Here is a 15,671-nt window from a genome sequence, read left to right as displayed (position 1 = left end):
AACACTTAACACATGTTTACACAAAAAAAAATAATACTTCTATTCATCTGTATTTTGTTAGTGAATACAGCTTCACATGCTCAATGGAGTTTGGTTTGGAGCGATGAATTTGAAGGCAGTATAAGCGCTGATTGGAGTTTTGAGACGGGTATGGGGTCCAATGGATGGGGAAACAACGAATTACAGTATTATACGACCAATAATTCTTGGGTTGAAAATGGACAATTGGTAATTCAGGCTCGAAATGAAAATTACGAAGGGGCTTCCTATACTTCTGCGCGTCTGAAAACACAAGGCAATATATCCTGGAAGTATGGAAAAATTGAGGCTCGCATTGCCATGCCTAGCTTTATGGGTGTGTGGCCGGCATTTTGGATGTTAGGCGATAATATTTCTTCTGAGGGATGGCCTAAATGCGGTGAGATTGATATTATGGAGCATGTAAACAACGAAAATACGACTTACGGCACAGCCCACTGGTATGACGCTGCTTATGCCAGCTATAGTGGGAGCACTGAGGTAAACGATATTACAGCCTATCATGTGTATTCTGTCGAGTGGAATGAGCAATATATTAAATGGTATCTGGATGGAACACAGTTTCATGTGATGGATATCACAGGTGGAGTTAATGGAACAAGTGAGTTTCATGCAAATTTTTTTCTCCTTTTAAATATGGCTATTGGCGGCAACTGGCCTGGATTTTCTGTTGATAATAGTGCTTTCCCAGCTAATATGTATATAGATTATGTACGGGTGTATAAACAAAATTCATCTGCTTTTTGGAGTGTGATGACAGAGACCGAAAATTACAGCAGCATGTCAGGTGTTGAAACAGAAACTTGCTCGGAAGGAGGTTTAAACGTTGCCTATATAGATGCAGGTGATTGGATGGCTTATAACAGTATTACGATTCCTTCTTCGGGTAATTATACGATTGAATATAGAGTGGCGAGTTTAGAAGGGGGAGGGTCGCTTTCATTGGATTTAAATGCAGGCTCCATTGTCCTCGGTTCGGTTGATATCCCTTCAACTGGCGATTGGCAAAACTGGACAACCGTTAGTCATTCGGTGTATATAGATGCAGGAATATATGATTTTGGTATTTATGCACCTGCGGGTGGTTGGAACATCAATAATTTCACGATTACCCAGGGTCTTAAATCTACTAGAATTAATTTATCAACTGAAGCCGAGGAAGTTACTGAGCTAAGTGTTTATCCAAGTCCTGTTTCTGATATTCTATATATACAAGGTGTTGATTGTCCTGAAAAATATGAGGTGAAAATATATAATACCATAGGTGATTTAGTTTTAAGGCAACAATTGATTAAAAGTAACGCCATAAGCGTTAGTGTATTAGAGCCGGGTATATATATTATACAAATCGCTAATTGTGTTAGTACGAAGACATTCAAGTTTGTTAAGCTCTAAATATCTGAAAAAAATGACATATAGAGCTTGTTAGGAAAGTCCAACTTTGGCGGTATGCTAGTCTTCAAAACGGCCATTTGTTATAGTAAACTCACGTTTTTCGGACTTCGTAAGCCTTGAATTTGAGTGTTTCTTATATAGCACCTGAGGTTTCATGCGCAGACTATATAGTGCCAGCAAGAAAATGCCATATTCATACTTCGAAAGTTTTAAAAATGAAGATTACTTATCTGTAACCGGAATCTTAGGGTAAGCACTATATCATATTTATACGAATACATTATTTGACATAAAAAATAAGACATGAGTTACAAATACTTTTTAATTCGATTTGTGATTGCATTTTCATTTTGTGTAACAATTAATTGTACAGACGCATCAACGATAATAAAAATAGGAGAAGAAAAATTGGTTAAGGATCAGACTTCTCATCCCTATATAAAAAATAGTGGGGTTATTTTCGAAAAGGAATACATTAACCAAGGCTCAGCTTATGTTCGTATTCATTTTACCAATTTTAGTTTGGCCCCCAACGATTATGTAGAAATTGAGAATACTTTAACAGGTGTTGTTACAAGGTATTTTGGCAAAGGAAAATCAGTGAGAAATGGCACTGTTGTTATTAGTGATTTCTGGTCGTGCGTTGTTAGAAATGAGGGGGCTATTGTTAGGCTAATAAGTACAGGAAAAGCTGTTGATTATGGATTTGATATTGACAAAGTAGCTTTTGGTTATACCAAGGATGAAATTGATACTTTAACTGGCCTTAAATCAATTTGCGGAAGTGATGATAAGCAGTGGGCGCAATGTTATATAGGAACCGGGATGTATGAAAAAGCCAGAGCTGTGTGCAGGTTATTCATGAATGGTAATTCTGCAGGAACGGGTTGGTTGATTGGTAGTGAAGGACATATTATGACCAATAACCACGTAATTCCTGATCAGTCCACAGCCGATAATACTGAATATGAATTTATGGGTGAAGGATCATGTGATACCGATTGTGGGTCATGGTTGGGTTGTCGGGGCAATCTGGAAGCTTATTCGGGAACGCTGATCAAAACAAATGATAGCTACGATTATTCTTTAGTGAAGCTTCCGGGCAACCTCTCACAAGTTTATGGCTATTTGCAGTTGCGTCCTTCTTTACCATCTGTAGGTGAACGTATATATATTCCTCAGCATCCGGGTGCCAAAGGAAAACAAATTTCGGTGTACGATGATCAATCGGGCGGATACAGTCAGGTTAATAGCTTTAATACGACCGATGTACAGTATTATGCCGATACAGAAGGGGGGAGTTCCGGTTCTCCTGTAATTGCTTATGACGACAACCTGGTTGTAGCCCTTCATCACTATGGCGGCTGCGTAAATTCAGGTGTGAAAATGCCATCTATAATTAACGATTTGGGAACGCTTATGCCGCAAGATGCTGTATCTGGATATTCTACAGGACCTGTAACACTGTATCAAGATTGTAATTATGGTGGATATGCAGTAAATATTAGTGAAGGACGTTACACGCTAAGTCAATTGCAGTCCTTAGGAATAATAAATGATGACATCTCGTCTGTAAATGTACAAAATGGGTATAAAGTGGTGTTATATCAAGATGACAATTTTATCGGAACCACTGTTTCGTTATCAAATTCTGATGATTGTTTGGTAGATGAAGATTTTAATGACAAAATCAGTTCTGTTGTGGTAGCGAAACAATCTGATGATTGGTCAACAATTATTGAGGCTGAAAATTATAGCAGTATGTCAGGTATTGAAACGGAATCTTGTTCGGATGGAGGATTTAATGTTTCGTATGTTGATAATGGTGATTGGTTGGCTTATAATGCTATTTATTTTCCATATTCCGGATATTACACGTTTATTTATAAAGTTGCGAGCGAAGCAGGTGGAGGTGTTCTTTCTCTTGATCTTAATGCAGGAACTATCGTGTTAGGTACAGTTGATATTCCTTCTACCGGCGATTGGCAGATCTGGACTACCGTTCAGCAGTCTGTCTATATAGATGGCGGTAACTATGCTGTAGGACTGTATGCTTCAACAGGAGGATGGAACATCGATAATTTTTCTATTAATTACATCGAGTCGGCAACAAAAAGTATGGTTGAAGAAAGTGCTTCTGTTCAACCCGATCATGTTGTTGAAGTATATCCGAACCCAGTTATAAATCGGTTATACATTAGCGGGGTTACCGAAAATGCAATAATAGAAGTTTATAACACCATAGGACAACTGCAACTTTCTTTCATCGGCCAATCTATTGATGCTTCTTCATTAGGAGAGGGAATGTACATTCTTAAATGTAAAGATGAGGGTCGAGTAATGAATCATATTTTTATTAAACAATAACTATTTAGTGCCTGTCCATAAAGTCGGGAGTTTGAGCTGTAAAGTTCAAATTCAAGGCTTGCGCAGCTCGAAAAATGTGAGTTTACTCCCGTAAATGACCATTTTGAGAGCAAGCGTAACGCAGAAGTTGGACTTTATAGACAGACTCTATTTAGTGTCTGCAAATGAATTTCCTGTTGCAGATGCTATTTTAAATATAAACAAGATGAAAACACGAAATGTATTGTTATTATTATTGCCAGTGCTTTTATTCGAATTGATGGTTTCTTATGCCGCTTTTGGACAAACACTACCGTATACTATAAATAATAATTCAGTTTATAGTGATGATGAGGTTTATGTGGCTATTGTAGGGATCATTGATGGTCATGTGTGGGTGGATGCACAAACAGGCATTGTCCATCAAATGAGTACGAGTTACAACACAGTTCCAGGCCCGGTCATCAGTGGCAATATGGGGCCAGGTGAAAATGCGCTTTATGCCGATTGTTTTACCAAATTGAGTGATATTCCTAATCATATAGTAAATATTCCGCAGATAGCTGGTTGCAGAATTATGATTTCGTTTAAAAGTCAGCTATATCTTTATTTTTTTGGTTACTCAGGTGACCCAAGTGGTTATGCTGCGCCAAACCTGGCAAACGCAACAGATCCCAATCAGGGTATTAAATACGAATTAATTGAGTTAACATACAATAATGCCGGCTTGTGGTGTAATACCACCCGTGTTGATTCGTATCAATATCCTATGGGTCTTGAAGTGTGGGGGGATGATTTTTATAAGAAAGTTGGCGAAATAAGCGCCCATGATGCTATTATTTCACAATGGCAAACAATGGCACCTGCTGCTTTTCAAAATTGTCTAAATGCTCAAGAGGGTATCATTCATTTCCCATCTAAAATTTCCGATTTTCAGGCTGGGGGTGCATATGAAGGCTATTTGGACGCTTACATCAACTCTATATGGTCAAAATATGCTACCGATCAATTGGTGTTTTATGCTGGCGATGCCGGTGTTTGGAGAGGGCGTGTTACAAATGAGCAATTTGTTTTCACGCGCGATGCGGATGGTCAAACAGCTACCATTTCCAGACGACCAACCACAATTGAAGCCATGGAAGGTAGTGGCGTTTTAGCTTCAGGAGGACAATGGGATCTCGTAGTGCAGGCTCAGTTTTGTGCGGCTGTTACGCGTCATGCTATCAATTTAAATGTTGCCTCTGGCGTTCAACAGGACTGGTCGGTTAGTTCAAATTATTACCAAACTGAGCCTTATAATTGGTACTGCAAATTCTGGCATCAGTCTGGTATTAGTTATAATGGACTTACCTATGCCTTTTGTTATGATGATGTATTTGATCAATCGGCAACCATTCATACACCTAATCCCCAGAATGTGACAATTACTATTGGGGGGTTTAATGGTGATACTAATAGTGGCGGCGATGACGGAGCTGACGATAGTTCTTTATCTACTTTTATAGAAGCCGAAAATTATTCTATAATGTCTGGCGTTGAGATTGAAACCTGTTCTGAAGGAGGTTTTAATGTGTCATATATCGATACTGATGATTACATGGTGTACAATAATATTACTTTTTCAACCTCAGGCTCATATACTTTTGAATATCGTGTAGCTAGTTTAAACGGAGGTGAACTTTCATTAGATCTTAATGCAGGGGCTATCGTTCTTGGCACGGTAGATATTCCTTCTACCAATGACTGGCAAAATTGGACCACAGTATCCCAAACAGTAAACCTTGATGCAGGGACTTATAATCTGGGTTTGTACGCTTTAAAAGGCGGGTGGAATATCAACTGGTTGAAAATTACACCGGGCAATAATGCCGTGTTAATTGAGGCTGAAAATTATACGAATATGTCTGGAGTAGAGTCAGAATTATGTGATGAGGGCGGATTTAATGTTGCCTATATTGATGCCGGCGATTGGATGGCATACAATGATATTACTTTTCCAACATCCGGTATATATACTTTTGAATACCGTGTGGCTAGTGTTGATGGCGCCGACCTTTCGTTGGATCTTAATGCAGGTGCTACGGTATTGGGTACGGCTTCAATTCCTTCAACAGGAGGGTGGCAAAACTGGGCCACCATGAGCCAGACGGTATCGGTAGATGCAGGAACTTATAATATTGGAGTATATGCTTTGCAGGGAGGTTGGAACTTAAATTGGATAAGAATATACGCAGGTGCTCTAAAATCAACAACTTTCAATAATTCTGCAACTACATTTAATGATGAATCATTGCAAATATCTGTTTATCCAAATCCGGCCAGTCAATATTTATATGTAAGTGGGGCAGATCAACAATCTTTACTGGAGGTGTTTTCTATAAATGGTATAAAAGTGAAGCATACAACCGGGACCTCTCTATCGGTAAGTGACTTAACAAAAGGGAAATATATTTTACGGGTAACAAAACAAAATTCCGTGGCAAATATCCCGTTTGTGAAAAATTAAATCGTGTTAGTGAGAAAATTTCATTTTTGAGACTTTCGAAGTTTGAAAAGTGAGCATTTACTATTGTAAATGCTCATTTTGAGGACAAACACGATTTGAGGTTGGTTAGTCTGACTATGTATGATGTGCTAATTGGCCGTTATAAATATTTGTTTATTAGGAGTGTAAAATTCGTATGAAGATAAGTCTATTGCGAAACAACCTGTTTAGCATCTTTCCTATGGTGAGCTCTTAGTATGGCTCATTAGATATATGGAATATCAGTGCCTTTTTATTCAAAAGCTATTTCGCGATAGCTCGTTTTTTATTGTAATTCAACTAATCTCTTTTGGTTATAGTATTGCCTGTAACCGAATGATTGAGAACTGTGGATTGAAAATGGAGCGTTTGTAATGAATTGTGATTTAGTTGTATGTGAGGGATTGGTGCTGTTAGATAATTAATGACATTTTTTAATTGATAATAAATAATCGTAAAAACATAGTTTTAAACGATAGCAAATTTGCTATAAAAAATTGTTTTATGAGAAACCTAAAAACACACCAACCTATAGTGGTTTTAGCATATTGCTTGCTGCTATTCTTTACCCCGGCATTATACGCACAGGTAAATACTGGAGGATTAGCCAACACTGGCGACCACAATAAACAAGTAATTGGTTATGTTACGCAATGGGATGCATGGAAAGCTGTCTCAGCGGGCCTTCCTTCAGCCGGAGCATTAACTCAATTAAACATTGATTATTCTAAGTACACTGTTTTAAACTATTCCTTTTTCGGAGTGGCTAATGATGGTTCATTACACAGCGGCGACCTGCGAAATAAGAGTATTTACATGGCTGGTGAAATACAAGAGCCGGGCGATATTTTTTACACTGATGTATATAGCAGTTGGGATTTGTATATTTTATTTGGCGAATTAGATATTATCCAATACATAAGCAGCAGTGTTGTTGACCGGGCTAAAGCACAGGGATTTGAAGTTGTTGAAGGTGGCACAACCTGGTCTAACCCAGGCTGGGGCCTATACGATAAGCCGCTACCATTGCCTTTGCATGTTGAAGATGGTGCAATGGGATTACTTGATCTTGCGCATCAGAATGGTGTGAAAGTGATGGCTTCTATTGGTGGATGGAGTATGTGTAAGCATTTCCCGGAGATGGCGGCTGACCCCGTTAAGCGCGCTCGTTTTATTACAGATTGTAAAAAATTGATTGCTATAGGTTTTGATGGTATTGATCTGGATTGGGAATATCCCGGCTTTGGAGGTATGAACTTTTCTGGATCTGAAGCCGACTTTGCTAATTTTACTACACTAGTACAAGAAATCAGAGATGCTATCGGTTCTGAAAGTCTAATAACAGCGGCGATGTCAGCTGCTCCTGCTAAATTAGAAGGTTTTGAATGGGATAAGCTCATCAAAACTATGGACTATTTTAATATGATGACTTATGATTTTAACGGCGGATGGTCGAATATCGCGGGGCATAATTCGCCTGTCTATTCTTATGATGGAGCTGAAGAGCCTTCCTTTAATTGGCAATCAACACTCGATAAGTTAAATGATCTTGGAGTGCCTTCTACAATGATAAATATGGGATGCCCTTTTTATGGTCGTGGAGTGGTTTGCACCAATGATGCATCGGTTAATGTGCCTACTCAAAAAGTGAGCGTTACAGTTCAGCCTGATGGCCCAATTTCTACTTGTGCCGACTATACAAATTGGCCATTGGATATCTATGATGGCACTCCTAATTATTTCTATATCGCTCAAAAAACAGGATTGGGAACCATCAACGGATGGACACGCCACTGGGACGATCAGGCTAAAGTACCATACTTGACCAATGGAAAATATTTTTTAAGTTATGATGATGAGGAGTCTATTGGCATAAAGGCACAGTTTATTAACGATAATAATCTGGCCGGATCAATAATCTGGACAGGTTATGGTGATTTAGAAATAAGTGGAACAGCTACAAGCTTTGGAACCAAATTAAAACGATGGGACTTGGTTAAATCTGTTTTGGTAAATAAAATAAATGAGGTTTTTGCTTCTGGTGATACTGGCGATAATAATGATGCGGATGATGAAGAAGAACCGGATGATGGTCAAGTGGAGAGTGATCTGAAGATTGTGGGTTATTTCCCTTATTATCAAGGTGATGTTTCCGATATTCAATATGATAAATTAACGCACATTATTTATGCTTTTGTGGCGCCTTCAGCAACTGGTGATGGCTCTTTGGATGCTGTTCCTGATCAGGCAAAACTTCAGGGAATAGTTACTCTTGCACATGCCAATAATGTCAAAGTGTGTATTGCTGTGGGAGGATGGACTGACTTAAATAATCCTGGATTTGAAGCGATTGCTGCTTCCTCTGTTTTACGCGATAAGTTTGCGGATAATTTAGTTGCGTTGTGTGATCAGTATGATTTGGATGGGGTTGATATTGATTGGGAATATCCAATTAACAGGGCCACTGATTATGCCAGCATGTTGCAAGTGTTAGCAAATAAACTACATCGTAATAATAAAGTGTTGTCTGCCGCCGTTCCTGGTGGCGATTATTATGGCCAATATATAAATATAGATGCTTTAAATGCACTCGATTTTTTGAATGTAATGGCTTATGATGGGGATTCAGGTGCAGGTCACTCTCCTTATAGCTATGCTGTGTCGGCACTTGACTACTGGACTGGTAAAGGTATGGATAATCGTAAAACAGTATTAGGTGTGCCTTTTTATTCTCGTCCTTCTATGATTAGTTACGCCAGTTTGCTGGTTGCAGGTGCTAGTGAGAATGAAGATTTTTTCAATGGTGATTATTACAATGGTCTTCCAACCATTAAACAAAAGAGTGAATTGGCAAAATCCTACGGAGGAATTATGATTTGGGAACTGTCTCAGGATGCAATGAATGAGAACTCTCTGTTAAGTGCTATTTATCAGGTGGTTGGTTCTGATAATTCGGAAACTCTTACAATTAGTGCCAATGGACCTTATGTTGCTGATTTAGCGCAAAATATAAGTTTTATTGCGTCAGCAACCGGAGGAATTGCTCCATATAGCTATAATTGGTTAATGGGAGATGGAACTGCCACTGATACTGACCAAATAGAGTTTTCTTATGCATACGCTGCTGAAGGTAGTTATATTGTTACATTAACTGTTACGGATTCTCAGGGTTCTGTGGCTAAAACTACCACTAATGTCATTATCTCAAGCACCGGAGGTACTGATGGCGATTGCTGGCCTGTATGGGTTACCGGGGCCTACGTTGGAGGCTCTCAGGTCTCGTATAATGGTATTAATTATCAAGCGAAATGGTGGACTGACGGTATGCCGGGAGTTGATGACACATGGGAAAATATGGGTGTTTGCGATGGTAGTGCTTCTGATGATAACGATACTGATGGTGATTGTTGGCCTGCATGGGTTGCCGGAGCCTATGTTGGAGGCTCTCAGGTATCGTATAATGGTGTTAATTATCAGGCAAAATGGTGGACAGATGGTACCCCGGGAGCTGATGACACATGGGAAAATATGGGCGTTTGTGATGACGGTGTCTTGGATGATAACGATGCTGGCAGCGATTGCTGGCCGGCATGGGTTGCAGGGGCCTATGTAGGTGCTTCTCAGGTTTCGCATAATGGCGTTAATTATCAGGCAAAATGGTGGACCGATGGTACTCCAGGTATTGATGATACCTGGGAAAATATGGGAACATGTGGTTCTGATGCTGTAACTGAGTTCAAGGTTATTGTGGAGGGCTCTTTTATTGGGCTGGTTGATAGTGCTGTGATTTTTACAGCGGTGGCCTCAGGAGGCACATTGCCTTATGTATATAGCTGGGATTTTGGCGATGACGCCACCGGTTCGGGCGTTAGTGCTGCGCATAGCTATTCAGAATCAGGAATTTATACGGTTACTTTAACTGTAACTGATAATGCGGGGAGTACTTCAACAACTAACATCACAGCAACAATTACTAATAATGTTATTACCCTACCCAACACACCTGAAAATTTCTCCGCAATAGCAACGTCGAGTAGTGCTGTTTTACTAAATTGGACTGATAATTCAACAAACGAACAAAGTTTTATTATTCAGTATTCTACAGATGGTTCAACCTGGAATTACTTGGCGGAAATTGATAGTAATACAACTAGTTATAGTCATAGTGGTTTGTTGGCGTCCTCAACTTATTATTACATGGTCGGCGCACAAAATGCTGCTGGTACGTCGGTCTTTTCAACGGCTGTTAGTGTCACTACAGATGATGCGCCCGGTGGTAGTGTTGTCAGCTTGCCCGATAGAATAATGAGTGGTTATTGGCATACCTGGGATGGCGGCGTACCTTTTATTCCGTTGAGAGAAGTAAACGAGTATTGGGATGTAATAAATATTGCCTTTGCCGAACCGGTAACGCCAGGTAGTACCGATGGAAAGATGATGTTTTCTATCTCGGGTTTATCTCCTGATTACACTATTGATGATTTTAAGGCCGATGTGAAAGCTTTACAGGCCAGTGGGAAAAAAGTAGTTCTGTCAATTGGAGGCTACGAAGGCTATTTTTCTTTAGGGTCTGCAAGTGCAGTAAGTACGTTTGTAAGCTCAATTAAAGGATTTGTGGATGAATATGGATTTGATGGAATTGATATTGATCTGGAACAATATTCCATCGAATTTGTATCCGGAGCCGATCCTGATTTTGAAAACCCAATATCTCCTAAGGTCGTAAATCTAATACAGGCGCTAACAGAAATAACCAGCGTCTATAATGATAATTTTATTTTGTCCTTTGCACCTGAAACTTTTTATTTTCAGATGGGACATACTTATTATGGAGGCTTAAATAGTTATGTAGATACGCGATCTGGCGTTTACGTTCCTGTTATTCATGCTTTGCGAGATGAAATTACCTATGTACAAGCACAGTTGTATAATTCAGGATCCATGAAAGGTTTAGATGAATCCTACTATGATATGGGAACTGTAGCAGGTATTGTTGAGATGTGTCGAATGGCCATCGAAGGCTTCTCCCTTAATGGGAATGAAGATTACTTTTTCCCAGGCTTAAGGGCTGATCAGGTGGTCATTGGAGTACCTGCGTCTGCGAGCGCAGCCGGAAGCGGACAAATATCCGATGCCGGTTTGCAAGAGGCTTTTAACACATTAGCTGTAATTTATCCGACCATTCGTGGAATCATGACCTGGTCCATTAATTGGGATGCTTATCAAAATAGTAATTCATTTGCAATTAATAATGGTAGTTTCCTTAATCAGCTTAAAAGCAAAAAGTTGAGTGTTGATTTTGTAGATCCGACCATGAGTTTGAAAATGAACATGAAGGTTTATCCGAATCCTACTGCAACTCAGTTAACAGTTGAGGGAGGAGAGGACGTGTCAGTCTACCAGATATTTAGTATTACAGGGCAAAAAGTAATAGAAACCAAGGTTTCTCCCATTGATGTAACCAACCTGAATTCGGGTACATATATAATTAAAGCATCCTTTGTAAATGGAGATTCCGGTAACGCTGTTTTTATAAAAAAATAGAATTCTATAATCAATAGTAGAAGGTGTTGAAAAACGGGATCCATTATTTTTGGATCCCGTTTTTTGATAGACCAATATTTATAATTAAGTGCTTGTCCGAAAATTCCGGTCATAGATAAGAAAATTTAGATGCTTGGTTGAAAATGTCCAGATTAAAGCTTGCGAACTCGAAAAATGAATAAATTATTGACTTCGAATAGATGTGAGTTTGTTTTTGTAAATGATCATTTTAAGAATATGCATGCCACAGAAGTTGGACTTTCCTTGCAAGCAGTAAATTGGAATAAACTTAATTTTATTACCATTGGGGAACACCTTAAAAGTCCTTAAATCCGTTTATCTTTGCGGCTCAAAATATTAATGTTGTTGGTATGATTTCAGTTGATGGGTTGACCGTAGAGTTTGGAGGAACCACTTTATTTAAAAATATATCGTTTGCTATAAATGATAACGATCGCATTGCGTTGATGGGTAAAAACGGAGCGGGGAAATCGACCATGTTAAAGATTTTGGCAGGCGTTCGTGAACCGTCATCGGGTCGCGTGTCGGCGCCGCAGGGTGCGGTGATTGCTTATTTGCCGCAGCATCTGCTTACCGAAGACCGGCGTTCTGTTTTTGAAGAAGCATCCCAGGCGTTTGCGCATATTCATCAGATGCGTGATGAAATTGAGGCGTTAAATCTCCAGCTTAGTACGCGTACCGATTACGAGTCGGAGGAGTATTACCAGTTAATTGAGCGGGTTTCGGTCTTAAGCGAAAAATTTTACAGCATCGAAGAATCTAATTATGATGCCGATGTGGAGAAGATATTGCTTGGATTGGGTTTTGAACGCGCTGATTTCACGAAACCCACAGGCGAGTTTAGTGGTGGATGGCGTATGCGTATCGAGTTGGCTAAAATATTACTTCAAAAACCGGATTTAATTCTTTTGGATGAGCCAACAAATCATCTCGATATAGAATCGATTCAGTGGTTGGAAGAGTTTTTGATGAATTCGGCGAAAGGAGTGATATTAATTTCGCACGATAAGGCTTTTGTCGACAATATAACCACGCGCACCATTGAATTGACAATGGGCCGTATTTATGATTACAAGGTGAATTATTCCCAATATTTGTTGTTACGGAAGGAGCGAAGGGAACAGATGCAGCGACAGTTTGAAGAGCAACAAAAGATGATTGCCGATAACAAGGATTTTATCGAACGGTTTAAAGGCACTTACTCCAAGTCTAATCAGGTGCAGAGTCGTGTGCGAATGCTCGAAAAGTTGGAATTGGTAGAGGTGGATGAAGAAGACACTTCAGCTTTGAGATTGAAATTTCCGCCTTCACCGCGTGCCGGTTCATTTCCTGTGATTGCCGTTGGTGTCGAAAAAAAGTATGGTGATCATACGGTGTTTCGCGACGCTTCGTTTACCATTGCCCGTGGCGAGCGTGTTGCTTTTGTGGGACGCAACGGTGAAGGAAAATCCACCATGGTTAAATGTATTATGAATGAGATTGAGCATGATGGATCTCTTAATTTGGGGCACAATGTGAGAATTGGTTATTTTGCTCAGAATCAGGCGTCTTTGCTGGATGAGTCTATAACGGTTTTTCAAACCATTGATGACGTCGCTGTTGGTGACATCCGGACTAAAATTAAAGATATTCTGGGAGCCTTTATGTTTAGTGGGGATGATATTTTAAAGAAAGTGAAAGTCCTTTCGGGGGGAGAGCGTACCCGTCTGGCTATGATAAAGCTGTTGCTGGAGCCGGTCAACCTGCTTATTCTGGATGAGCCCACAAATCATTTGGATATTAAAACGAAGGATATTTTAAAAAGTGCGCTAAACGACTTTGATGGAACGTTGATATTGGTTTCTCACGACCGTGATTTTCTGGATGGTTTGGTGGAGAAAGTATATGAATTTGGCCATCAAAGAGTGAAGGAACATTTGACTGGTATTAAGGGTTTTCTCGAAATTAAGAAGATGGAAAATCTGAGAGAGATTGAACGAAAAGCCAGTCGATAGTGTCTTGGTTTTATCGTCTGATTCATGGGTGTCGTGATGTGCTTTTTTTTGATGTTAGAAGCGAGAGAAATCCCGCCAAAATACTGCGCCAGAATGCATCTTATGTATTTGATGTTCCCGAAGTGGTTCGGTGTTTCTGATTGCAGTCTTTTGGCTTTTTGGGAAAGTTAAAATTTGAGGTCATACAAGCCCTGCCCATCTTCAGTGAATTGTTTCACACTGATGTCAGTCATCGGATGTTTTAAAAGCTGGTGAAGCAATTCAGGGCTTATAGTTGCCGAATGAGATCCGCTCATGCTAATACGGTAAATCTGGTCAACAGTTTTAAAACTCGCGGCCAGAACTTTAGTTGGCAGTTTATAATCATTCATATTTTTTACTATATCACGAACCACTTCAATGCCATGCGACGAGATATTATCCAGCCGGCTTACATAGGGCGCCACATAATCAGCGCCGGCACGTGCTGCCACTAAGGCTTGTTGTTGGGTGAAGATGGCGGTTGCTGTTACATTTATGCCGGCATCCTTTAAAACTCTGATGGCTCTGTAGCCTTCTGTGGTTACCGGTATTTTTGCGTAGAAATTGTCTTTTAGGTCAAAGTATGTTTTGTAGGTTTTGGCTTCCCGTACCATATCTTCGGCCTTCTCGCTTATCATCTGAATGTGTATCATTCCATTCCCTATCTTATTTTTTACCTGATCAACAGCTACTGATAGCTTGTTGCCGCAATTTTTTAGAATAGTGGGATTGGTTGTGATACCTTCCAGCGGAAAGTAAGCGTAAAGTTCTTTAATGGCTTCGAGGTCTGCTGTATCTGCTAAATAAATCATGTGTTGGAATTAAATATTTTAATAATACAAAGGTCGTGTTTTGAGCGCGAGATGAACAACGTTATCTAATAAAGAATGTTAATGAGATAAAGTATTTCTAACAGTTGTTTTTTTGCCTGGATGCTTACATTGGTCTTTTTTCTGTCGTAAACAACAGACGCGGGTGTCCTTTTTTAATTCTGGAATTTCTAATAATGCTTTGTTTGAAATTAGTGTTTATTATGTTTATTATTGAAAAGAAGTAATATTAGATTCTTTCTTTTTGTTAAATTTGCTGTGGCAGAGATAAATAAATATGTAATCACCATTTCTTGTTCAATCCTGGATTTTTAGACCTCTTAATTATAAAAGAAAATGAAGGGTTTTGGATTGGAAGATATTCGTTTTACAATCAGGCGGATCATCATTTTTGATCATTAAATAATTACCTCACAAGAGATAGAAATAATGGATACCCCCATCAAAGTAGTTGTATTTTCGGTTGATGTCGTTTTTATTGAAATTATAAAACGACTTATCGAAAATAATAATCGTCATTGTCATTGCGAAATTCTTAATTCTTTTTCGGAAGCCGGGACTATTTCACCTGACGATTCAATCGATTTAATTATTGTGGATGATATTATTATTGGGACTTCTTGTTACGAACTAATTTCGTTTTTACGGTTAACTCAAAAAATAATTACCCCTATTATCTATTTTGGTGTGACCGAATATGATGGCGTAATAAAGGCACATTCGTCGGGCGCAAACCATTTTATTGTTAAACCATTTAAGGTTTCTGAAGTTGAAAAAAAATTTCAGGAATTTTTATCCTAATCTGAAGCAGGGTTCTGATTCAGTTTGTATAGCATTTGACATATAGGGATGTTTGTATTGATGCATCCTATATTGTGGCCTTTTCATAACAGGCAGATGTGTGGAAGTTAAATACTTTTGGTAAAGGCATAATCCCATTTCGATATTTTTCTACGG

Annotated in this window: 7 protein-coding genes; 6 read left to right on the top strand and 1 reads right to left on the bottom strand. The window is 39.2% G+C overall.

Annotation, left to right across the window (positions count from 1 at the left end; translation table 11 throughout):
* Nucleotides 1-12: 12 nt before the first annotated feature.
* The 5 genes from ACT3CD_RS08100 to ACT3CD_RS08080 all read left to right on the top strand — a co-directional run bounded on the left by ACT3CD_RS08100 (nucleotide 13) and on the right by ACT3CD_RS08080 (nucleotide 13,863).
* Nucleotides 13-1,434: a carbohydrate-binding protein gene (locus ACT3CD_RS08100; RefSeq protein WP_444644635.1), complete on the top strand. Its 1,422-nt coding sequence runs from the start codon at nucleotides 13-15 to the stop codon at nucleotides 1,432-1,434.
* Nucleotides 1,435-1,737: 303 nt separating this feature from the next.
* A complete protein-coding gene (locus ACT3CD_RS08095; protein ID WP_444644634.1) occupies nucleotides 1,738-3,801 on the top strand; it encodes a carbohydrate-binding protein in 2,064 nt (687 codons plus the stop codon).
* A 205-nt stretch (nucleotides 3,802-4,006) separates the two neighbouring features.
* Nucleotides 4,007-6,286, top strand: coding sequence for a beta-1,3-glucanase family protein (locus ACT3CD_RS08090; protein WP_444644632.1), 2,280 nt, complete (start codon nucleotides 4,007-4,009; stop codon nucleotides 6,284-6,286).
* A 522-nt stretch (nucleotides 6,287-6,808) separates the two neighbouring features.
* On the top strand, nucleotides 6,809-11,848 hold the full coding sequence (locus tag ACT3CD_RS08085; protein ID WP_444644630.1) for a glycosyl hydrolase family 18 protein: 5,040 nt from the start codon (nucleotides 6,809-6,811) through the stop codon (nucleotides 11,846-11,848).
* A gap of 371 nt (nucleotides 11,849-12,219) precedes the next feature.
* Nucleotides 12,220-13,863 carry an ABC-F family ATP-binding cassette domain-containing protein gene (locus tag ACT3CD_RS08080; RefSeq protein ID WP_444644628.1) on the top strand — a complete coding sequence of 548 codons (1,644 nt, stop codon included), beginning with the start codon at nucleotides 12,220-12,222 and terminating at the stop codon, nucleotides 13,861-13,863.
* 167 nt (nucleotides 13,864-14,030) lie between these two features.
* On the opposite strand, the gene ACT3CD_RS08075 is transcribed toward ACT3CD_RS08080, so the two are convergent.
* A complete protein-coding gene (locus tag ACT3CD_RS08075; RefSeq protein WP_444644626.1) occupies nucleotides 14,031-14,696 on the bottom strand; it encodes a transaldolase family protein in 666 nt (221 codons plus the stop codon).
* Nucleotides 14,697-15,143: 447 nt separating this feature from the next.
* Here ACT3CD_RS08075 and ACT3CD_RS08070 point away from each other — a divergent pair, with 447 nt between their 5' ends.
* Entirely contained in the window at nucleotides 15,144-15,515 is a 372-nt protein-coding gene (locus ACT3CD_RS08070) for a response regulator (protein ID WP_444644624.1), read from the top strand.
* Nucleotides 15,516-15,671 lie beyond the last annotated feature (156 nt).

The organism is Geofilum sp. OHC36d9 (assembly GCF_052400685.1).
Classification (GTDB): Bacteria; Bacteroidota; Bacteroidia; order Bacteroidales; family Marinilabiliaceae; genus CAZHHH01.
This window is presented reverse-complemented; position numbering and strand designations above follow the sequence as displayed.

Bases quoted from the DNA above. Each gene is read 5' to 3' on its own strand.
- ACT3CD_RS08080 (WP_444644628.1), top strand. From the start codon at position 12,220: ATGATTTCAGTTGATGGGTTGACCGTAGAGTTTGGAGGAACCACTTTA.
- ACT3CD_RS08070 (WP_444644624.1), top strand. From the start codon at position 15,144: ATGGATACCCCCATCAAAGTAGTTGTATTTTCGGTTGATGTCGTTTTT.
- ACT3CD_RS08075 (WP_444644626.1), bottom strand. From the start codon at position 14,696: ATGATTTATTTAGCAGATACAGCAGACCTCGAAGCCATTAAAGAACTT.
- ACT3CD_RS08095 (WP_444644634.1), top strand. From the start codon at position 1,738: ATGAGTTACAAATACTTTTTAATTCGATTTGTGATTGCATTTTCATTT.
- ACT3CD_RS08085 (WP_444644630.1), top strand. From the start codon at position 6,809: ATGAGAAACCTAAAAACACACCAACCTATAGTGGTTTTAGCATATTGC.
- ACT3CD_RS08100 (WP_444644635.1), top strand. From the start codon at position 13: ATGTTTACACAAAAAAAAATAATACTTCTATTCATCTGTATTTTGTTA.
- ACT3CD_RS08090 (WP_444644632.1), top strand. From the start codon at position 4,007: ATGAAAACACGAAATGTATTGTTATTATTATTGCCAGTGCTTTTATTC.